Annotated in this window: 18 protein-coding genes and 1 riboswitch; all 18 genes read right to left on the bottom strand. The window is 36.2% G+C overall.

Going from position 1 to position 20,702, the window contains the following annotated elements:
• Positions 1–19: 19 nt before the first annotated feature.
• The 18 genes from pgsA to dapG all read right to left on the bottom strand — a co-directional run bounded on the left by pgsA (position 20) and on the right by dapG (position 20,700).
• Entirely contained in the window at positions 20–598 is a 579-nt protein-coding gene (gene pgsA, locus LMD38_RS08215; RefSeq protein WP_016718296.1) for a CDP-diacylglycerol--glycerol-3-phosphate 3-phosphatidyltransferase, read from the bottom strand.
• A 63-nt stretch (positions 599–661) separates the two neighbouring features.
• Entirely contained in the window at positions 662–1,573 is a 912-nt protein-coding gene (locus LMD38_RS08210; RefSeq protein ID WP_000137481.1) for a helix-turn-helix domain-containing protein, read from the bottom strand.
• A gap of 21 nt (positions 1,574–1,594) precedes the next feature.
• A complete protein-coding gene (locus tag LMD38_RS08205) occupies positions 1,595–2,380 on the bottom strand; it encodes a DUF3388 domain-containing protein (RefSeq protein WP_000574107.1) in 786 nt (261 codons plus the stop codon).
• A 140-nt stretch (positions 2,381–2,520) separates the two neighbouring features.
• Positions 2,521–2,769 (bottom strand): DUF3243 domain-containing protein, encoded by a 249-nt coding sequence (locus tag LMD38_RS08200; RefSeq protein WP_000114454.1) that lies wholly within the window; start codon positions 2,767–2,769, stop codon positions 2,521–2,523.
• A gap of 75 nt (positions 2,770–2,844) precedes the next feature.
• Complete coding sequence (gene ymfI / locus LMD38_RS08195) at positions 2,845–3,558, bottom strand: elongation factor P 5-aminopentanone reductase (protein ID WP_000759611.1); 714 nt, start codon at positions 3,556–3,558, stop codon at positions 2,845–2,847.
• Between the two features lie 103 nt (positions 3,559–3,661).
• A complete protein-coding gene (gene yfmH / locus LMD38_RS08190) occupies positions 3,662–4,948 on the bottom strand; it encodes an EF-P 5-aminopentanol modification-associated protein YfmH (protein WP_016718297.1) in 1,287 nt (428 codons plus the stop codon).
• Positions 4,949–6,223 carry an EF-P 5-aminopentanol modification-associated protein YfmF gene (yfmF, locus tag LMD38_RS08185; RefSeq protein ID WP_062822535.1) on the bottom strand — a complete coding sequence of 425 codons (1,275 nt, stop codon included), beginning with the start codon at positions 6,221–6,223 and terminating at the stop codon, positions 4,949–4,951.
• A 199-nt stretch (positions 6,224–6,422) separates the two neighbouring features.
• Positions 6,423–7,382 carry an ABC transporter permease gene (locus LMD38_RS08180; protein WP_000008842.1) on the bottom strand — a complete coding sequence of 320 codons (960 nt, stop codon included), beginning with the start codon at positions 7,380–7,382 and terminating at the stop codon, positions 6,423–6,425.
• Positions 7,383–8,441 (bottom strand): ABC transporter permease, encoded by a 1,059-nt coding sequence (locus LMD38_RS08175; RefSeq protein ID WP_001074499.1) that lies wholly within the window; start codon positions 8,439–8,441, stop codon positions 7,383–7,385.
• Complete coding sequence (locus LMD38_RS08170) at positions 8,434–9,966, bottom strand: ABC transporter ATP-binding protein (RefSeq protein WP_000456919.1); 1,533 nt, start codon at positions 9,964–9,966, stop codon at positions 8,434–8,436. Before LMD38_RS08170 ends, LMD38_RS08175 begins: the two co-directional genes overlap by 8 nt.
• 108 nt (positions 9,967–10,074) lie before the next feature.
• Positions 10,075–11,142 (bottom strand): BMP family lipoprotein, encoded by a 1,068-nt coding sequence (locus LMD38_RS08165; RefSeq protein ID WP_000730592.1) that lies wholly within the window; start codon positions 11,140–11,142, stop codon positions 10,075–10,077.
• Between the two features lie 90 nt (positions 11,143–11,232).
• Positions 11,233–11,958 (bottom strand): GntR family transcriptional regulator, encoded by a 726-nt coding sequence (locus tag LMD38_RS08160; protein WP_000114176.1) that lies wholly within the window; start codon positions 11,956–11,958, stop codon positions 11,233–11,235.
• A 233-nt stretch (positions 11,959–12,191) separates the two neighbouring features.
• A riboswitch (purine riboswitch) is annotated at positions 12,192–12,293 on the bottom strand.
• A gap of 203 nt (positions 12,294–12,496) precedes the next feature.
• Positions 12,497–14,878, bottom strand: a complete 2,382-nt coding sequence (locus LMD38_RS08155) for a DNA translocase FtsK (protein ID WP_001118800.1) — start codon at positions 14,876–14,878, stop codon at positions 12,497–12,499.
• Positions 14,879–15,089: 211 nt separating this feature from the next.
• A complete protein-coding gene (locus LMD38_RS08150; RefSeq protein ID WP_000605027.1) occupies positions 15,090–15,293 on the bottom strand; it encodes a YlzJ-like family protein in 204 nt (67 codons plus the stop codon).
• Entirely contained in the window at positions 15,290–16,039 is a 750-nt protein-coding gene (gene tepA / locus LMD38_RS08145; RefSeq protein ID WP_000139814.1) for a translocation-enhancing protein TepA, read from the bottom strand. The genes LMD38_RS08150 and tepA overlap by 4 nt, the downstream gene beginning before the upstream one ends.
• Before the next feature lie 102 nt (positions 16,040–16,141).
• Positions 16,142–17,812, bottom strand: coding sequence for a ribonuclease J (locus tag LMD38_RS08140; protein WP_000823085.1), 1,671 nt, complete (start codon positions 17,810–17,812; stop codon positions 16,142–16,144).
• Positions 17,813–18,577: 765 nt separating this feature from the next.
• Positions 18,578–19,456 (bottom strand): 4-hydroxy-tetrahydrodipicolinate synthase, encoded by an 879-nt coding sequence (gene dapA, locus LMD38_RS08135; protein WP_000564761.1) that lies wholly within the window; start codon positions 19,454–19,456, stop codon positions 18,578–18,580.
• 11 nt (positions 19,457–19,467) lie between these two features.
• Entirely contained in the window at positions 19,468–20,700 is a 1,233-nt protein-coding gene (dapG, locus tag LMD38_RS08130) for an aspartate kinase (protein WP_000692473.1), read from the bottom strand.
• Positions 20,701–20,702: the final 2 nt, after the last annotated feature.

The raw sequence follows: 20,702 nt of genomic DNA, 5'->3' as shown, positions 1-20,702 counted from the left end.
CAATTCCCCCCATAAACTTCTATTTTGAGTTTACAAAAGCCGCTCTATTTTTCCAGAAATAATCCCATCCTGAAATAACAGTAAAAATTAATGCAATCCATATAAAAATATCAGCAACTGGAATATGGATTAAATTTAAAGGCACATCGTGTAATAAATATGCCGCAATCGCGATGATTTGTGTCCACGTCTTAATTTTCCCTAGTTGATTTGCCGCAACTACTTCCCCTGTTCCAGCAAGTACAAGACGTAAACCAGTTACCGCAAACTCACGGCTTATAATGACAATAACGATCCAAGCAGGTACGTATTGCATCTCAACTAACGTGATAAGTGCCGCTGAAACAAGTAATTTATCAGCTAACGGGTCAAGGAACTTCCCTAAATTCGTTACAAGATTATACTTTCTTGCGTAATGTCCATCAATCCAATCTGTAGCCGAAGCAACAATAAAGATAAGCGCTCCTACTAAATGTTGAATTGGTAAATTAACATCACCAATTGTGTATGAACCCCAATCAAAGGGCGCTAACATAATTACCATAAAAATTGGAATTAAGCAGATTCTAGATATTGTAATTTTATTTGGTAAATTCACAGCTATTCCTCCATCATATCAAAAACATTTGTTCATTGAAAAAAGTCATCGAAGCGATGACTGTTATTGTGCAGGTTGCTCTATCCCTAGATTTTTAATCAAGAATTTTTGATGATAATTCTCTTCTGGATTCAACGGGAATGTAACGACTTGGCCATTTAATTTAAATTCAACATTCGGTGCACTTCCTATATTAAGGTTTACCACTTTCGCTGTTGATAAATCATATTTTTGAGTTTGACCTTCCTCTATTGTTCCACTAAAGATATCATTTCCTGCCTCATTTTTAATACCTACATAACTTGCGCCTTTTGTTGTAATTTCTAGTTCTAACGTTTTATTATTATGAATTTCCAAAGTGGATTCCTTACCAGTTGTCCCAATTACTTTGATTTCTTGTTGTCCCGTTTGTTGCGCTGGTTGTTCTTCTTTCTTTGGCTCTTCTTTTTTCGGTTCTTCTTTTTTCGGCTCTTCCGCTTTCACTTCATCTTTTTTCGTATCTAACGGAGAGTTTTCCGCTTTTTTAACTTCAATTTTCTCGCTTTGAGCATTCGGAACTTTCTCATCATCTTTTCCAGTCAACGCTTGGAAAACAAACCAAATTACTACTCCAATTGCAATAACTAACAGCGCAACTAAGATTTTTGGCATATGATCTGCAATTGGCCATGATGAAGACTTTTGCATTGTTTCTTGCGTTTTTTGTCCAGTTGATACTTGTGGAACGTCACGTTTTTCAGATTGCGGTATCGTACTCTGATATTCCACAAGCAGTTCTTCTCCATTTAATCCAACCGCATCTGCGTATTGTTTAATGAATGCACGCGCATAAAAAGCTCCTGGCAATACATCATAATTGCCTTCCTCAATCGCTACTAAATGGCGTTTTTGAATTTTTGTAATCTCATGCAGCTGATCAATAGACAAGCCTTTCGTTCCTCTTGCTTCTTTCAGCTTTTGTCCTAATTCTGTCACTACTAACACCTCAATATTTCTTTAAAAGTCAAACATAGAGAAATTATTTTGCGTACCTTGCTCAATTTCATCTACTAAATTATATTGAATCTCTTCATCATAATCGTTACGCAACTCGATAATATAATCAAAATCATCCAATGTGTATTCTGACTGACTCACAAATACGTCAGGATGTTCCACAACTTTCGTTGCAGGCAATCTCATAATTTCACGAACAAGCTGCCAATGCCTTTCGTTAGCACGCTTTGTTGACACGATTCCATCTAAGATGAAAATATTGTCGTCGCTATACTCATCTTCAATCAATTGACTACGAACAGTTTGCTTAATAAGAGTAGACGATACAAATAACCATCTTTTATTTGCACAAACACTTGCGGCAACAATGGATTCTGTTTTTCCAACACGAGGCATTCCTCGTATACCAATTAGCTTATGGCCTTCTTTTTTCATTATTTCAGCCATAAAGTCTACAAGTAACCCTAATTCATCACGCACAAACCGAAATGTCTTCTTATCATCTGCATCTCGTTGTATGTACCTACCATGTCTAACCGCTAGCTTATCTCTTAGCTTTGGCGGACGATATTTCGTTACCGTTATGTTATCCATCGTATTTAAAATTGATTCAAGTCTAGAGATTTGCTCTTGATTATCACACATAAGGAGTAATCCACGCCTTGCATTATCTACACCATTAATTGTGACAATATTAATGCCGAGCATACCGATTAACGAAGAAACGTCACCAAGCAAGCCAGGTCGGTTTTTATGTATTTCATATTCAAAATACCATTCAATCATCCAAGATCACTCCCCTTGCTTACTTTACACCTACGTACTATATTATATGATTTCACCTTAATAGGGAAGCTAAATGTATAATCTATCCCTTTCAATTATTATACAAAAAAAAATAGAGAGGAGAATCTCCTCTCTATTTTTTACTTATGTTGTACAAACTTTACCATTAAGTTTGCGATTGTATGTTGCTCTTGTTCGTCAGCAACTTTCCAAAGCTCAGCTAATAGTTTCTCTTGATCGTTGCGTGCTTCTACTTCATTCGCTAAATAGTCACCAACACGAAATGCCATATCTGATACAGCACCACCATCAAGACCTTTTCCTTGCGCTTGCTCTAAACGTTCTCCTAAAAAGCTCTTCCATTGATCAAAATTATCTAAAACTGACATGTGTAAGCACCTCACTACTTAGTAATAGAATCATGCTTAATTTGTACAGTTTTTCATTTTTTATGTAAGAAATTTTTAACAATGCCAACCGCCGTTCACTCCGATAATTTGTCCCGTTATATAAGATGCACCTGGAGATACAAGAAACGACACTGTTTTTGCTACTTCTTCTGGCAATCCCAGCCTACCTAACGGAATCTCTTCTGCAATTTCATTCTTATCCTCTTCTGAAAATACGTTTAACATTTCCGTTTCAATTGCACCTGGCGCCACCGCGTTCACCCTTATTCCACTTAATGAAACTTCTTTTGCTAAAGCTTTCACATATGAATTTTGCGCACCTTTTACCATCGAGTAAAGCACTTCACATGATGCACCAATTTGTCCCCATATAGATGATACAAGTACAATATTACCGCTTCTCCGCTGAATCATTGAAGGCAGTGCCATTGATAATAATTTATAGATACTCTTCACTTGAAGTTCTACCATATCATTCAATTCATCGTTCGTTACATCTGTTACGAGTCCAAATATACTCTTCCCAGCTGCATATACGATAACATCAAGAGGATGTTCAATTTGTTTCCACAATTGCTCTGCCCCATCAGTAGAAGCTAAATTCGCTTGAACAGGAATTACTTCATCCCATTCTTTCTGCAACTCATTCACTTTCTCTTCACTGTTATTATAATGAACATATACTGTATATCCATCTTGAATTAATTGTTTCGAAATAGCAGAGCCAATCCCTCCGCTTCCTCCAGTTACTAATGCATACTTTTTCATACTATTCCTCTCTTATCTCAAAAAAATCTTTTCCCCACAAATAAATAATACCCTCATCTTACAATTTATCAATGATAAGATGAGGGTATTATTGTGAAACCTTTTATTTTTTCGGTAATACTTGACAAACGCTCATTTTTTCTTCTGATAATAATAATTTTGCTACTTCTTGTAAATCTTGAACCGTTAAACTTTCTAATACAGTCAATGCATCAAACAAACTCGATTCATTAAACGCATATCGTGTAAATTGATTTGCAATATATTCTGGTGAATTCAAGGAGCGTAAAAAGCCACCTATTTTCTTTTTCTTTACTCGTTCTAATGCCGCCTCATCTAATTGATCATAATTTGTATTTAATAAAATACCTTTCAAACGCTCTTCCAGCTCATCAGGTTGCTTCGTATCGCCGCCAACCATTGCAAAACCGAAGTTATTCTCTTCCGTATAATCATACGAGAACGAATCATCAATAAGCCCTTCATTATATAAAGATTCGTAATGAACAGAACTTTTCCCAAATAAATAATCTAAAAGTAGCGTAAGCGCAATTTCTTGTTTTAAAAGGGCTTCCCCTTTTTCTTTTAAGTTTGTCGCTTTAATACCAACTAAACATTTCGGTGTTTGTACAGGCATTGAAATAATTTTCTTCTTTTCATTTACCTCATCTGGTTCTTCTTCGAATGAACGGATTATTTCTGGTTGATTTTTATAATCTTTTTTCGCTTGATTTTCACGTATCAAATCCATCGTTTTCTCTGGATCAATTGCCCCTACAACAAACATTAACATATTGCTTGGATGATAAAACGTTTCATAACATTCATATAGTAGGTCTTTCGTAATTTTACTAATAGACTCGATCGTACCCGCAATATCAATTTTAATCGGGTGCTTTACAAACAAGCTATCAATTAACCCAAAATATAAGCGCCAATCTGGATTATCTTGATACATTTGAATTTCTTGCCCAATGATACCCTTCTCTTTTTCAACTGTTTTTTCAGAAAAGTAAGGCTCTTGTACGAAATTTAACAATGTATTTAAATTTTGTTCTACATTTGATGTACATGAAAAAAGGTAAGCTGTTCTTGTGAATGATGTGAAAGCATTTGCCGATGCCCCTTGTTTACTAAACAATTGGAAGGCATCGTGATCTTCTTTTTCAAATAGTTTATGCTCAAGAAAATGAGCAATCCCATCAGGCACACGAATCATCTCTTCTTTACCTAGTGGTACGAACGTATTATCCACAGAACCATATTTTGTCGTAAACGTTGCAAATGTTTTATTAAATCCTTGCTTCGGTAAAATATATACATCTAATCCATTAGGAAGTTTTTCATAATAGAGTGTCTCTTTTAATTGCTCATAAACAATCTTCTCCATTTATTCTCCCTCCGTTCCTTGTAAAAAGTAAATTGTATCTAATTCAATATTTTTAGCAACTTTCACAATCTCTTCTTTCGTCACACTTTCAATACCTGTAAGCCATTCTTCAACCGGACGGGTACGATCTGAAATAATACCATGATACAGCATTTCCACAAATCCGCGCGGTGTATCAATTGCTTCTAATATTTGATTTCGAATAACACTTTTCGTTTGATGCATCTCTTCTTCAGAAAAATCACCATTTTGCATTGCAAGCATTTGCTCTTTAATAATCTCAACCGCTTTTTCATAATTTTTCGCTTCGATTCCTGACATGACAAATAATAAACCTTTATGACTTTCAAAGCGAGATGCTGCATAGTACGCTAAACTATTTTTTTCACGAACATTAACGAATAACTTCGAATGAGAAAATCCTCCAAACAATCCATTGAACAATTGCAGTGCAAAATAATCTTCATCTTTATACGTAATAAACGTACGATAACCGATGTGTAATTTACTTTGTTTTAATTCTTGTTTTTCCACAACTTCTTTTTCTTCATTATTTCTCTTATGAAGAAGTACATTTCTTTCTCTCGCAGGACGCGCTGAAATAGAAAAATACTTACTTACAAGATCCACTGCGTTTTCTGAAATATCACCAATAATGTATAGATCCATTTCATCCTCTGCTAACACTTTTTGATAATATTGATACAAACTTTCATTTGTAATAGAAGAAACACTCTCTTTTTTCCCATTTGCGCTTAAACGATACGGTTCTACTTTGCACATTTCTTCAATTAAACGCTCGTTTGCATAACGCATTTTATCATCATAAGTCGCTTCAATTCGTTGCAAGAGCGCTCTCTTTTCACTTTCCACGATAGAAGGTAGAAAACCATTCCCCTCTGTCGCTGGATGCAAAACGATATCAGATAACATAGAAAGCGCTTTTTCAAATAACGGTGGTGCATCATGTAAATATACTTCATTTGCAATGTCTACATAAATAGAGATGATATGGTCTTCTCCTTTTTTACTTACATCTACTGACAAAGAAGATCCATATAATTCTTCTAAATATTGACGAAGACGAATTACAGAAGGAAGCTTTTCTGTCGCACTTTGCAATACGTATGGCAATAGGGCACGCTCTGTCACCGTCTCCTCATTTAAAGGTGCTTTCAAACGAAATACAAATGTATTTGTTTTATATTTATCAGTTGGAATAATATGTACTCGTAAACCACCTAGCTCATGTAACTGTTGTTCCATCAGTTTCATTTATAGCCCTCCTTTACGTATATAGGAATATTCCTCTTCAATATACAGTTTTTAGAAATAAAAAATCAACTTTTCTTCCTCACTATACTTACATTAGGCCCTTTCTAAAAACTGTAATATGTAAGGAACATAGTAAAATTCCGTATTAAATATAGTCTATGTAAAAAAGCCCGCACTAATGTGCGAGCTTTTTTTATACTTATCGTTTTCCTTTTTCATAAGGAGTTCCTAATGCTTTCGGAGCTTCAGAACGACCTACAAAACCAACAAGCGCTAATATTGTGAATACATACGGTAATATCGTTAAGAATACACTTGGAATTTCTTTTAGTACTGGAATTGTACCACCTGTTATTCCTAATGATTGAGCAAATCCGAAGAACAGAGCCGCTCCAAGAGCACCGAGTGGATTCCATTTACCGAAAATCATTGCTGCTAACGCTAAGAAACCTTGTCCAGTAATTGTAGCACCTGAGAAGTTACCAGAAATCGACATAGCGAAGACCGCTCCACCAACTCCTGCAAACATTCCAGATATAGCAACTGCAATATAACGCATTTTATATACGTTAATCCCCATCGTATCCGCTGCCATTGGATGCTCACCAACCGCACGAAGACGAAGACCGAACGGCGTTTTATAAATGATATACCAAACGACAAACGCTAAAATAATAGCAATATATGATGTTAACGGTACATTAGAGAAAAAGATTTTTCCGATTACCGGAATATCCGAAAGACCCGGAACATCGATTTTTTCAATGCGGTATTGAATGAAATCAGTTTGTCCTTTGCCAAAGATTTTCTTAATCGCAAATACTGTTAAACCAAGTGCTAAGAAGTTAATTGCTACTCCGCTTACTACTTGATCTGCACGGAATGTAATGGATGCTACTGCGTGAAGAAGTGCAAACAATCCACTACCAATTGCTGCAAATAATAATGCAATCCAAGGAGTCATCGACCCCCACGTATCACCCATTAATAACGTTGTAACAATACCAATAAATGCACCAAATAACATTAAACCTTCTAACGCTATATTTACAACTCCAGAACGTTCACTGAACACTCCACCTAACGCCGTAAAAATAAGTGGCGCTGCCGTATATAACGTACCCGTCACAAGAATGGCTAAAATATCTAAAAAGCTCATTTATTTCCCCTCCTTGCTCATGCGTGTAAGTGCCCAGCGTAAAACATAACTGCACGCTACAAAGAAAATAATACATGCAATAATAACGTTAATTAACTCCGAAGGTACATCTGCTTCGAAATTCATTTGTGGTGCTGCACTTTTCAAACCACCAAACAGTAAAGCTGCTAATAGTATACCAAATGGATTATTTCCGCCTAAAAGTGCTACCGCAATCCCATCAAATCCAATACCAGTAAACGAAGACATTGCTGTCATACTTTGGAATGTCCCTAATCCTTCCATAGCTCCACCAATTCCTGCAAAAGCACCAGCAATTGTCATTGATAATACAACATTACGCGATACTTTCATTCCTGCGTATTGAGAGGCATTTTGGTTAAAACCAACCGATTTTAATTCATACCCTAACGTTGTTCTATCTAATAAGAACCACATTACAATCGCAATGATAATAGCCACAACAATTCCCCAGTGTAAACGAGATCCATCTGTCAATGAAGATAACCAATCAGAAGCTAACGAAGCACTTGCTTGTACGTCATAAGATTTTTCATTACCTTCGTGGATAAAACGTTTAATAAGATCATACGTAACATAAAGTGCAATGTAGTTCATCATAATTGTAACAATTACTTCATTTACTTTAAGTTTCCCTTTTAAATATCCAGGTATAAACCCCCATAAACCGCCGACAATTGCTGCCACTAAAATAGATAACGGAATATGCAAAATTGCTGGTAACGACACTGCATATCCAAACCAAACAGCAGCAAGCCACCCAACTAATAATTGTCCTTCCACTCCAATATTGAAAAGACCTGTACGAAATGCAAATGCTACTGAAAGACCAGCTAATACAAGCGGAATCATTGTACGCAACGTCTCACCGATAGCTTGTGGATTGCCAACCATCCCTTCCCAAAGCGCGGCATATCCAACAATTGGATCATATCCACTAACTAACATTACAATGGCACCAACAAGTAAACCGAAAACTACGGATAACACAGGTACTAAAATATTAATTGTTCGTTCTGTTAAAAATTTTTTAGCCATTTGTGTTCACCTTCTCTTTCCCTGTCCCGCCGGCCATTAATAATCCAAGCTGTTGTTCATTTGTTTCTTTCGCATCGACAATCGCTACAATTTTCCCTTCATATATAACAGCCACTCGATCACTTACATTTAAAATTTCATCCAGCTCTAAAGATAAAAGTAATACTGCCTTACCATTATCTCTCTGCTCAATTAATTTTTTATGAATAAATTCAATCGCACCTACATCTAAACCACGTGTTGGCTGTGCTGCAATTAATAAATCTGGATTACGATCTACCTCACGTGCAATAATTGCCTTTTGTTGGTTTCCACCAGATAGAGCGCGAGCTAACGTTTGTTCACTAGGTGTACGTACATCAAACTGTTCAATAAGTGCTTTCGCTTTTTCTGTAATTTTACTAAAATTTAAAATCCCTTTCTTTGAAAATGGATTTTTATAGTATGTTTGTAAAACAATATTGTCCCGAACAGAAAAATCGAGAACAAGTCCGTGTTTATGACGGTCTTCAGGAATATGACCAATCCCCTCTTCTGTTATTCTTCGAACAGGCCAATTCGTTATTTCTTTTCCTTTAATTGCAATAGAACCTGACTCAACTTTTCGTAAACCAGTAATCGCCTCTATTAATTCACTTTGACCATTCCCATCAATCCCTGCAATCCCAACGATTTCTCCTGCACGAACAGTTAAGTCAAGGCCTTTTACAGCAGGTAACTTGCGCGTATCATGAACAATTAGGTTTGCAATAGATAGTACTTCTTCCATTGGTTTAGCTTCTATTTTTTCTGTTTTAAAATTCACTTGACGTCCGACCATTAACTCTGCAAGTTTATGCTCATCCGTTTCCGCTACATCAACAGTACCAATCCCCTTACCTTTACGAATAATTGTACAACGATCGCAAACTTCCATAATTTCTTTCAACTTATGTGTAATAAGGATAATAGATTTCCCCTCTTGCACAAGCTTTTTCATAATTTGAATCAACTCATGAATTTCTTGAGGAGTTAACACCGCGGTTGGCTCATCAAATATTAAAATCTCAGCACCACGATAAAGAGTCTTTAATATTTCAACCCTTTGCTGCATCCCAACAGAAATATCCTCAATTTTCGCATGTGGATCAACAGCCAAACCATACTGTTCAGATAATTGCTTAATTTCTTTTGCCGCCTCTTCAACAGCAATTTTCCCGTTTTTCTTCGGCTCATTTCCAAGAATAATATTCTCTGTAACTGTAAAATTATGAACAAGCATAAAATGCTGATGGACCATCCCAATACCAAGGTCATTTGCTATATTCGGATTTGTAATTTTTACAGGTTTTCCTTTAATTTTAATTTCACCTTGTTCTGGTTGGTACAAACCAAATAGTACATTCATCAATGTGGATTTCCCTGCACCATTTTCTCCAAGTAAAGCATGTATTTCTCCCTGTTTTACTTGCAGCGTAATATCATCATTCGCTACAATGCCTGGGAATACTTTTGTAATATTGTTCATCTCAATTACGTATTCCATTTTGTTCCTCCTTTTAGCAGGGAACACTCCCTAATTACACTCTATTAAAAGTATTTATATATATGCAAAGGTTAGTTCTACGAACTAACCTTTGCTATTTCTCTATTATTATTTCTTTAGAGAAGCTTCATATGTTTTATATTCTTCGTCAGTTGCAGGGACTTTAATTTCACCGTCAGTGATTTTCTTCTCAAACTCTTCTACTTTTGTTAAGATTTCTGGATTTACTTTTTTCACATTGTCAGTAGTTTTCGCAATACCAACACCGTCATCTTTTAATCCGAATTCTTCTACTTTACCGCCTTTTAATTTACCATCTTTCGCTTCTTGTGCTACTTTTGCTACTGCAATATCAACACGTTTTACCATTGATGTTAAAGTTACGTTTTCAGGCATACCTTCTTGATTTTGGTCACGGTCAACACCGATTACCCAAACGTTTTCACCTTTTTTCTTACGGTTTTTCGCTTCTGTGAATACACCGTTACCAGTTGCACCTGAAGCATGGTAAATTACGTCAACTCCACCACCGTACATTGCTGAAGCTAATACAGAACCTTTTTCTGGTTTATCAAACGCATCAGCATATTGTGATACGATTTCGATATTTGGATTTACTGCTTTTGCACCAGCTTTAAAGCCTGATTCAAATTTTGTAATTAATGGGCTTTTTACACCACCAACAAACCCAACTTTATTTGATTTTGTCGTCATCGCTGCTACAGCACCAACTAGGAATGAACCTTCATGGTCTTTAAATGTAATACTTGTTACGTTCGGCTTCTCTACAACTGTATCTACAATCGCAAATTGCTCTTTTGGATATTGTTCAGCTACCTTTGCAATTGATTTTTCCATTAAGTAACCAATACCAAATGTTGTGTTATAATGATCTTTCGCAAATTTCGTTAAATTCGGGATATAATCCGCATCTTTACTAGATTGAAGATAACGATATCCTTCATTTTTCTTTAAGTCATTGTCTTTACCGAACTTCGTTAAACCTTCCCAAGCTGATTGGTTAAATGATTTGTCATCAACGCCCCCAACATCTGTAACCATACCAACTTTAAACTCTTTTTTGTCGCTACTCGCTTTATCCGAGTTACCACATGCACCTAACACCGCACTTGCTGCTAATGTTAATGATAATAAAAGACCTGTTTTTTTCTTCATACTAGAAACCCCTCCTGAAATGATTTGTCTATTTTTTTATACGCTGCTGTCCCTAACTTCTTGCTGTCACCTCCCTAAAAAGGAACTCACCTACATACGTTTTCTTAATACGTGGAAGCTAAACTTATCAGCTCTAAAATAATTGATAGAATATAAGATTGGCTCATCATTTTGATCATAGTGCATTTGTTTTAACACTAGCAGTGCCGTTTCCGGTTCACATTCCAAAATCGGTGAGATTTTCGGATGATAGCCAATCGGCTCAATGTGAGCAACTGCGTATGTGATACGTTTGTGCGTATTGTTATGTATCACTGTAAGCAATGATTCTTCGTTGTATCCCGATAAATCTGGCAATATCTCTTTTGCAAGTTTATCGATACAATATACAACAGGTTCCCCATCTGCTGTACGCACACGCTCAATCATCACTGCATTAAAACCATCTTCACTATTAAACTTCTCTTTTTCTTCCTCTGTTAAACTTGTTGTAGATGATGATAAAAAGATAGTTCCTGGTGTTTTCCCCACACTAGAAATCATATCTGTAATACTAGAAAGTTGTTCAATCCCAGAAGAAAATAACGGCTTTGCATTTACAAATGTTCCTACACCATGTCTGCGAATGACAACATTTTCTTCTTCTAAAATACGCAGCGCTTCCCTTAGAGTCGCTCTACTTACGCCAAGTTCTTTCGCTAAATCAAACTCTGATGGTAACTTTTGTCTTTCTTTGTAAGCCCCATCTTTAATTTTTTCTTTGATGTGATCAATCACCCGTAAATATAGGTGACGACTATCGGATTTTACTGACATAAGACTCCCCCGCATTTCAATTATTCGACCTCTGATGTAAGACTTCTTTTCTCTTTTTTCAACTTACAACATAATAAAAATTGCTAAATACTAAAAACAGGCATAATTGTCGAATAAATATTAATAATTTTTTAAGATGAAATTTTCACTCTTTACTGCATAAAAAAAACTTTGCACCACAAACATTCCTCATAGCGAGAAAAAGTTCGGCACAAAGATCTCTTACATCCTTTGTTACACACTTTTCCCCTCATAGTCTAGCAATTCATGGTTGCCAGGTAGAAACTTATGGACCTTATCTCCAAGATTATATGAGGCAGTGATTCTTTTCGAAGTAATCTTACCACTTGCTCCCATACGTGTCAACAAAATTTAACAATTTTCTACATTAAATATCGAACGTTCACAAAAAACCACACCAAAGTATTCGTATTCTAAAGAATTGCCTTAAATGTAAGCCCTTTCTTTATTGCTGAATATAGTATATAACAAAACCAGCATATAAAAAAGCCTAATTGTAAAAACAATTAGGCTTTTTTTATGAACTTTTTTCTTGTACATCATTAATGAGCACTTCACGTGGTTTACTACCTTCATACGGACCTACTACACCATTCATTTCCATTGCATCAATTAAACGGGCAGCACGTGTATAACCAACTCTAAACCTACGTTGTAACATAGAAACCGATGCTGTTTGCATTTCCACTACGAGCTGAACTGCTTCATCATATAATTCATCTTCTACTTCCTGCTTCGTATCAGGAACATCTTGCGGAATCATATCTTCTTGATATTGCGCTTTTTGTTGACCAATAACATATTCTACAACTCTCTCAACTTCATCATCTGATAAAAACGCACCTTGTACACGTACGGGCTTCGATGCACCAATTGGTATAAATAGCATATCTCCACGACCTAGCAGTTTCTCTGCACCACCGCCGTCAAGAATTGTACGAGAGTCTGTTTGAGAAGATACAGCGAATGCAATACGTGATGGAATATTTGCTTTAATAACTCCCGTAATGACATCAACTGACGGACGCTGCGTTGCAATAATTAAATGAATACCGGCAGCACGAGCCATTTGCGCTAGACGCATAATCGCATCCTCTACATCCGATGAAGCAACCATCATTAAATCTGCTAACTCGTCCACAATTACGACAATATAAGGTAATTCGGGTTGTTTCGCTTCTGATTGATTATTATGCTCTTTTATATAGTCATTATATCCTTCAATATTTCGCGTGCCACTATGAGCAAATAATTCATAACGGCGCTCCATTTCACTCACAACTTTTTTCAATGCTTGCGATGCCTTTTTCGGATCCGTTACAACTGGTGTTAACAAATGAGGCACACCGTTATATACATTTAACTCTACCATTTTCGGATCAATCATCATTAATTTTACTTCATGTGGTTTTGCACGCATTAAAATACTAACAATAATACCGTTAATACATACACTTTTCCCGCTACCTGTCGCACCTGCCACTAGCAAATGGGGCATTTTATTTAAACGGGCTAATACAGCTTCACCTGTAATATCTCGTCCAAGACCTATTAACAACTTCTCTTCCGGATGATTGTTAGCTTTAGAATCAAGAACTTCTCTAAGCGTTACCATAGAGACTTCTGAGTTCGGAACTTCAATTCCTACAGCTGATTTCCCGGGAATAGGCGCTTCAATACGAATGTCTTTCGCCGCTAACGCAAGTGCTAAATCATCACTTAAACCGACGATTTTGCTTACCTTTACTCCCATATCAGGATACACTTCATATTTTGTAACTGCAGGACCTCTATGTACTTTTGTTACTTTCGCTTTCACTCCAAAACTTTGGAAAGTACGTTCTAATTTACGAGCATTCTCATAAATTTCCGCATTTTCATTTGTAACTTGCTTATTCTTTGGAAATTTCAATATATCAAGCGCAGGAAGCTTGTAATCTTTATTTTCTACATTTGAAAATTGCATAGGAGGTGCTTGTGTTTCCCCCTCTAGCGATTCAACGATTTTTTCTCCACGCTTTTTCTTCGGCTCTTCAACTGGTGGAGCCTCTTCAATAAACGGTGAAGTGATTAACTCTTCTTCCTCTACTTCAATTCGTTTATCCTCTTCTTCATTTACAGGATAATTCTCAGTGAAATTCGAAATAATCGGAGGATCAATTGAGATTTCTTCCATCGGCTCAATAATTTCTTCATGTTCTGCAGCGCGTTTGCTCCTTGTGCTTCTTGTTGTTTTTTTCTTTTCTGTTTGTTCAGCCGTTCTTTTGGCTCTCCAATCTTTATAGTCCCCTTGCATCACTTGAAATTGACTTCTAAGAATTCTGCCAACTGGAGCTAACACTTCTCCAATATGCTTATTTGTTATACAAAGTATACCGAGAATAACTAAAATAATACCAATAATATAAGCTCCTACTTCGTCAAATAAGAAGTAACAAGTCGCGAACATAAGTGCACCAAACATGCCACCACCTAAATGAACGCTATCTGGCCCTTTTTTCATTTCAAGAAAGAAATTATCTTTCGTACTTACAATAACAGAAGTATTTTGCACTGCTCCATCTTTCGTAAGAAGGTTAAATAATGTAATATGACTAAACATTAATATCGCCAATACTATTAAATAAAAACCGATTAACCGTTTATTTAAAAGGTTCGGCCATCCACGTTTTATAACGAATGAAACGGATAAAGCTATTACACCTAACACACCAATTATGTACCACTCACCAAAGAAGAAGCGAAAAAATAACACAAACGATTTTCCTACAACGCCTAGCTGTAAAATCGTAATGATTGAAAGTGCAAAAAGAGTTAAACCGACGATTTCATAATACAAAGTTGGCTTTATCGTACGTCTTGTCTTTGCCTTCGTCCCTCTTTGCTTTTGTTTTGCCATTTCTTCACCTCGTGATCTACATATAAGTAAAACTTCCTAAAAAACTCTGCTTATATGTTTGTTTTCTCTATTTTTTCAGGTCTTTATATCTTCTATTTTTACACTTCTTGTAAAATGTTAAATAAACAGAAGAAAGCAGCCCTCTCATGGCTGCTCAACCGTCTTGTTTTTTATATTATACCATAGCTTCTAAACAAAATCCTTCTTTTTGCTAAAAGGTTATTTTCTGTCCCGGCTCAAACTCTAAGTAGTGAAGCGGATCCGTACTTAACACGCGTACAATAGAATAATACCCATGTTCTTCTTCTGAAACCATTAATTCAACACCATTTATATTTACGACTTTTTGACTTTCACATTGCGAATAATCGGCTGGATACACGAGTTGCTCTGGCATAATTGTATATAAAATCATTGTAACATTGTCCCTTCTGCATGATCATCCGCGCGACCATCTATTAATTCGTTTAATTTTCGAATCGCATTTCCGATACCACCGACATCATCTATAAGACCATACTTCACTGCATCTCCACCAATTACATTCGTACCAATATCTCGCGTCAAATTCCCTTTCGCAAACATAAGCTCTTTAAAACGATCTTCCGTTACTTTCGAATGCTTCGTCACAAAGCGAATGACTCTTTCTTGCATTTTATCTAAATACTCAAATGTTTGTGGCACACCTATAACAAGACCTGTTAGACGAATCGGATGAATTGTCATCGTCGCAGTTTCTGCAATAAATGAATAGTCTGTAGAAACGGCAATCGGTACACCGATAGAATGCCCTCCACCTAAAACTAAAGATACTGTCGGTTTTGAAAGTGAAGCGACCATCTCAGAAATTGCTAGCCCAGCTTCAACGTCACCTCCAACTGTATTTAACACTAAAAGCAAGCCTTCAATTTTCGGATTTTGTTCAATCGCAACAATTTGCGGAATAATATGCTCATATTTCGTTGTTTTATTTTGCGGTGGCAACTGAACATGACCTTCCACCTGTCCAACAATTGTTAAACAATGAATACGTGATTCATTCATTTGCGGTACATTCGTTTGTCCAAGCTGCTGAATTTTTTCCACTATTGAAGCTTCTTTTCCGGTTTCTTTCGGCTCAGCCTCTTTCTCTTCATTTGTATAACGATCACGTTCTGTCATATCGCATCCCCTTTCACTCGTATATAACTAGTATTTCTTAAGTTATAAATTTCATTCGATAGAGTGAAAAAGAAAAAAGATCACCCGTAAAGGTGATCTTTTTTATACTTCCATAATAATCGGTAAAATCATAGGTTTTCTCTTCGTCTCTTCGTACAAGAACTGTCCTAATAATTCACGAATATTTTGTTTTAACATAGACCATTCAATTGAATATTCTTTAATTGATTGCTCAACAATCATACGTACAATCTCTGTAGAACGGTCAATTAACGCTTCTGATTCACGTACATATACAAATCCACGTGAAATGATTTCTGGACCAGAGATAATTTTCTTTTCATCTTTACCCAGTGTTACAACAACTACTAATATTCCATCTTGAGATAACATTTTTCTATCTCGAAGAACGATATTACCAACATCACCTACACCTAATCCATCAATTAACACATTGCCAGCTTGCACTTTGCCAACTAAGTTCGCTTCATCGTCACCAAAACCAATTACATCGCCTTTTTCTACAATAAAGATATTTTCTCTTGCAATACCTACATCTTCAGCTAAGTATGCATGTGCTTTTTGCATACGGAACTCACCATGTACGGGTACAAAATATTTCGGTTTCATTAAATTTAACATTAATTTTAATTCTTCTTGGCTACCGTGACCTGAAACGTGAACTTTTCTTTCACCGTAATAAACAACTTCAGCTCCCGCTCTAAATAACAAATCAATAATTTTCGATACAGATATTTCATTACCTGGAATTGGAGATGCCGCGATAATAACCGTATCACCTTTACGAATTGAAATTTGTTTATGAGCTTGCTTTGCCATTCTAGAAAGGGCTGCCATCGGTTCACCTTGGCTACCTGTCGTTAAAATAGCTACCTTTTTCTCTGGGAAATTGTCTACTTCTTGTAGTGAAATAACCATACCTTCTGGAACATCTAAATAACCAAGACGTCTTGCGATATCTACCACTTTCACCATACTACGTCCTACAACCGCTACTTTTCGTCCTGTTTCAGCAGCTGCATCAAATACTTGTTGAATACGATGTACATTCGATGCAAATGAAGCAACGATAATACGTCCTTCTGCACCGTAGAACACTTTAGAAATTTCTACACCAACTTCTTTTTCAGAACCTGTATAGCCTGGACGCTCAGCATTTGTACTATCAGATAATAAGCATAGAACGCCTTCATTTCCGATTTGAGCCATTTTCCCAAGGTCTGCTCCACTATTTCCAATTGGAGTTTGATCGAATTTAAAGTCTCCCGTATATACGATTGCACCTTTTGATGTATGGAAACAAACACCAACAGAATCTGGAATACTATGTGTTGTTCCAAAGAACGACACCGTTGTAGTATTAAATTCTACTGTTGAATTTGAATCGATTGTTTTTAAATCTACACGGCCTAACATACCCGCTTCGCCAAGTTTTTCTTGTATAAGTCCTACCGTTAATTTCGTTGCATACACTGGAATTGATAATTTACGAAGTACGTAAACAATGCCACCAATATGATCTTCATGACCGTGAGTAATAAATAAACCTTTTACTCGCTCTTGGTTTTCTACTAAATATGTAATATCAGGAATAACGATATCAATTCCAAACATTTCATCTCCCGGGAACATTAACCCTGCATCTACAATAAAGATTTCAGAATCAATTTCAACACAGTACATGTTTTTCCCGATTTCACCTACTCCACCAAGAGCAAATACTTTAACAGACTCATTCTCTTTTCTCTTCATGTTGTTGCCTGGTTTAAAAATCTTTCAAACACTGATTTCACTAAAATTGCAGAGACACCAGGGGAAACTCTACAACCACCATATATTCACCGTCCAAGACGAATGTCCTTACCGTTATGCGATATCATGTCCTTGTTTATTTTTTAAACCAGGTTTCACCTCTCTTTCATTATATAAATCAAATATCTTATTCGATATGATATGAAAATGTAATCAAATTATAATTTTTACCAATTTTGCTAAGCATACCCGTACTAAGCTACTTAGCCATATTATACCTGATACAAGAAATAGAACACAAGTTAAATCGTGCGAAAGAAAAAGGAAAAGAACGCATTCCCAACAAACTTATCGAACTGATGTCCTTTATATTTACTCCGATTTCGTACCCCATATCGTTTTGAAGAAATAGCTATAAATACTCTAAATTCATTTCATAATATAGATTTTCAAGACTTATTTTTCTAGAATTGAACAAAAAACTTATAAAATGAAGTTTTTTTTATGAATTACGTCATATTTGAAGCAATTTATCCGAAAAATAGAATTGGTATTTTAATACGTTTATACAAGTGTTCATTCTATAATAACTATGACTTTTTAATTCTTTTAAAGGGTTACGATTATTTTCTTTTACATGTTGCAATATATAATGAAAAACCAGTTAATGATCTTATAAAAACATATATAGGTAAGATAAGAAAAGAGAGGAAAAGACTTTCATACAAATAAAAAATGACCTAGTTCTACACTAGGTCATTTTTATTAACGAGGGATAGATTGCATAACAGATTGTAACGTTACTCTTTCTTCTTCTGTTAACGGAAGAAGTGGTAAACGTACAGAACCTACATCTAATCCAACCATTTGTAATGCTGTTTTTACTGGTGTTGGGCTTGGCGCCATAAATAATGAATCCGTTACTCTTACAAGTAATTGATGTAATTTTTGCGCCTTCTTAAATTCACCTGCTTGGAACGCTGCAATCATTTCTTGCATTTCATTTCCGATAACATGAGATGCTACAGAAACGATACCTTTCGCTCCAACTGCCATAGCTGGTAACGTTAAACCGTCATCACCGCTGTATACTGCAAAGTCGTCCGCTGTTTTTTCAATGATTTCTGTCATTGTTAACACATCGCCGCCTGCATCTTTAATCGCAACAATGTTTTCTATTTCTGATAAACGAACAACTGTATCAACGGAGATTTGTACAATAGATCGTCCTGGAACGTTATATAGCATAACCGGAAGTGGCGTGCTTTCAGCAATTGCTTTAAAGTGCTGATACATTCCTTCTTGACTCGGTTTGTTATAATACGGTGCTACTAGCATTACTGCATCAACACCAACCTCTGTTGCTTTTTTCGTTAAGTCAATAGAAGCATGCGTATTATTGCTACCTGTTCCAGCGATTACGGGCACCCTTTTATCGACAACAGATACGACATGGCGATATAACGCTACTTTTTCTTCTGAAGTTAATGTAGGAGATTCTCCTGTCGTTCCTCCTACCACGATTGCTGTTGTACCGTTATCAATTAAATAATTTACCAATTTCGTTGTCTTTGCAAAATCGATATTGCCGTTTATATCAAACGGTGTTACCATCGCGGTTGCAATTGTCCCAAAATCTATCATGGTCTCACTCCTTATTGTTCCAGTTGCTTTTCTTTTGAAAGCTCAAACGCACTATGTAATGCATTTACAGCCTCCACTAAATCAGTTTCTTTTACAAGAACCCAAATTGTCGTATGGCTATCTGCTGATTGCAGAATTTGAATACCTTTTTCAGCTAAAGCTGTAACGATTTTCGCAGTAACCCCTGGGTATCCTGCCATTCCAGCTCCTACAATAGATACTTTCGCACAATGCTCTGTCACAATTGGCTCATATCCAAGGTTTTGTAATAGTTCAACTGCACGATTTGATACATTATCACTCACCGTATAAGCTACCCCAGTAGGTGAAATGTTAATTAAATCGACACTGATTCCTTCATTCGCCATTTCTTTAAACACATGCTGCTGCAAATCATATGCTGTTTCTTTTGCAAGTACTTTAATTTGCGTCACATTTGATACATGTGCAATACCTGTAACAGGACGTTCTTCTACATCACGGCCTTTTGTAGCGCCGTCAGATGCTGAAATAAGCGTACCTTCACTATCAGAGTACGTAGAACGTACACGAAGCGGTACTTTTGCATGCATCGCAATTTCAACTGCACGTGGATGAACGACTTTTGCACCTTGGTATGCCATGTTACAAATTTCGTTATACGTTACAGTTTGAAGGTGACGTGCATCTTTTACAATGCGAGGATCTGCAGTCATCACACCTTCTACATCTGTGAAGATATCGATATATTCAGCATGAAGCGCAACACCTAAAGCTGAAGCTGAAGTATCACTACCTCCGCGTCCAAGTGTTGTCGTATCACCTTTTTTCGTTTGTCCTTGGAATCCTGTCACAACGATTACATCTACATTTTCTAGCTCTTCGTGTATACGATCACAATTCATTTCAATAATCTTAGCATTTGTAAAATCATCATTTGTTACAAAACCAGCTTGTGCACCATTTAATGCCGCTGCTTTTATACCGTTCTCATTTAACATGTTAGAGAAAACGATTGCTGAGATTAATTCTCCGCATGATAATAATAAATCTTGCTCACGATTAGAAATGTGAGATTCCTCTTGATTTACAAGACTTAACAACGTATCAGTTGCATATGGTTCACCTTTACGACCCATAGCAGATACGACAGTCACTACTTTATAACCCGCATCTAGCGATTTTTTTATATGATGAAGCGCATGCTTACGTCCATTTTCATCACGTACAGATGTGCCACCAAATTTTTGAACAATAATTTTCATAT

It is taken from the genome of Bacillus pacificus, from assembly GCF_020861345.1.
In the GTDB taxonomy this organism is placed as follows: Bacteria; Bacillota; Bacilli; order Bacillales; family Bacillaceae_G; genus Bacillus_A; species Bacillus_A pacificus.
This window is presented reverse-complemented; position numbering and strand designations above follow the sequence as displayed.

Excerpts from the sequence above, each read along its gene's own strand:
- LMD38_RS08200 (WP_000114454.1), bottom strand. The coding sequence starts at position 2,769 with ATGTCAGTTTTAGATAATTTTGATCAATGGAAGAGCTTTTTAGGAGAA.
- ymfI (WP_000759611.1), bottom strand. The coding sequence starts at position 3,558 with ATGAAAAAGTATGCATTAGTAACTGGAGGAAGCGGAGGGATTGGCTCT.
- tepA (WP_000139814.1), bottom strand. The coding sequence starts at position 16,039 with ATGACAGAACGTGATCGTTATACAAATGAAGAGAAAGAGGCTGAGCCG.
- LMD38_RS08155 (WP_001118800.1), bottom strand. The coding sequence starts at position 14,878 with ATGGCAAAACAAAAGCAAAGAGGGACGAAGGCAAAGACAAGACGTACG.
- LMD38_RS08170 (WP_000456919.1), bottom strand. The coding sequence starts at position 9,966 with ATGGAATACGTAATTGAGATGAACAATATTACAAAAGTATTCCCAGGC.
- yfmF (WP_062822535.1), bottom strand. The coding sequence starts at position 6,223 with ATGAAACTGATGGAACAACAGTTACATGAGCTAGGTGGTTTACGAGTA.
- LMD38_RS08180 (WP_000008842.1), bottom strand. The coding sequence starts at position 7,382 with ATGAGCTTTTTAGATATTTTAGCCATTCTTGTGACGGGTACGTTATAT.
- yfmH (WP_016718297.1), bottom strand. The coding sequence starts at position 4,948 with ATGGAGAAGATTGTTTATGAGCAATTAAAAGAGACACTCTATTATGAA.
- LMD38_RS08140 (WP_000823085.1), bottom strand. The coding sequence starts at position 17,812 with ATGAAGAGAAAAGAGAATGAGTCTGTTAAAGTATTTGCTCTTGGTGGA.
- LMD38_RS08160 (WP_000114176.1), bottom strand. The coding sequence starts at position 11,958 with ATGTCAGTAAAATCCGATAGTCGTCACCTATATTTACGGGTGATTGAT.
- LMD38_RS08205 (WP_000574107.1), bottom strand. The coding sequence starts at position 2,380 with ATGATTGAATGGTATTTTGAATATGAAATACATAAAAACCGACCTGGC.
- dapA (WP_000564761.1), bottom strand. The coding sequence starts at position 19,456 with ATGATAGATTTTGGGACAATTGCAACCGCGATGGTAACACCGTTTGAT.
- LMD38_RS08165 (WP_000730592.1), bottom strand. The coding sequence starts at position 11,142 with ATGAAGAAAAAAACAGGTCTTTTATTATCATTAACATTAGCAGCAAGT.
- LMD38_RS08150 (WP_000605027.1), bottom strand. The coding sequence starts at position 15,293 with ATGATTTTATATACAATTATGCCAGAGCAACTCGTGTATCCAGCCGAT.
- dapG (WP_000692473.1), bottom strand. The coding sequence starts at position 20,700 with ATGAAAATTATTGTTCAAAAATTTGGTGGCACATCTGTACGTGATGAA.
- LMD38_RS08175 (WP_001074499.1), bottom strand. The coding sequence starts at position 8,441 with ATGGCTAAAAAATTTTTAACAGAACGAACAATTAATATTTTAGTACCT.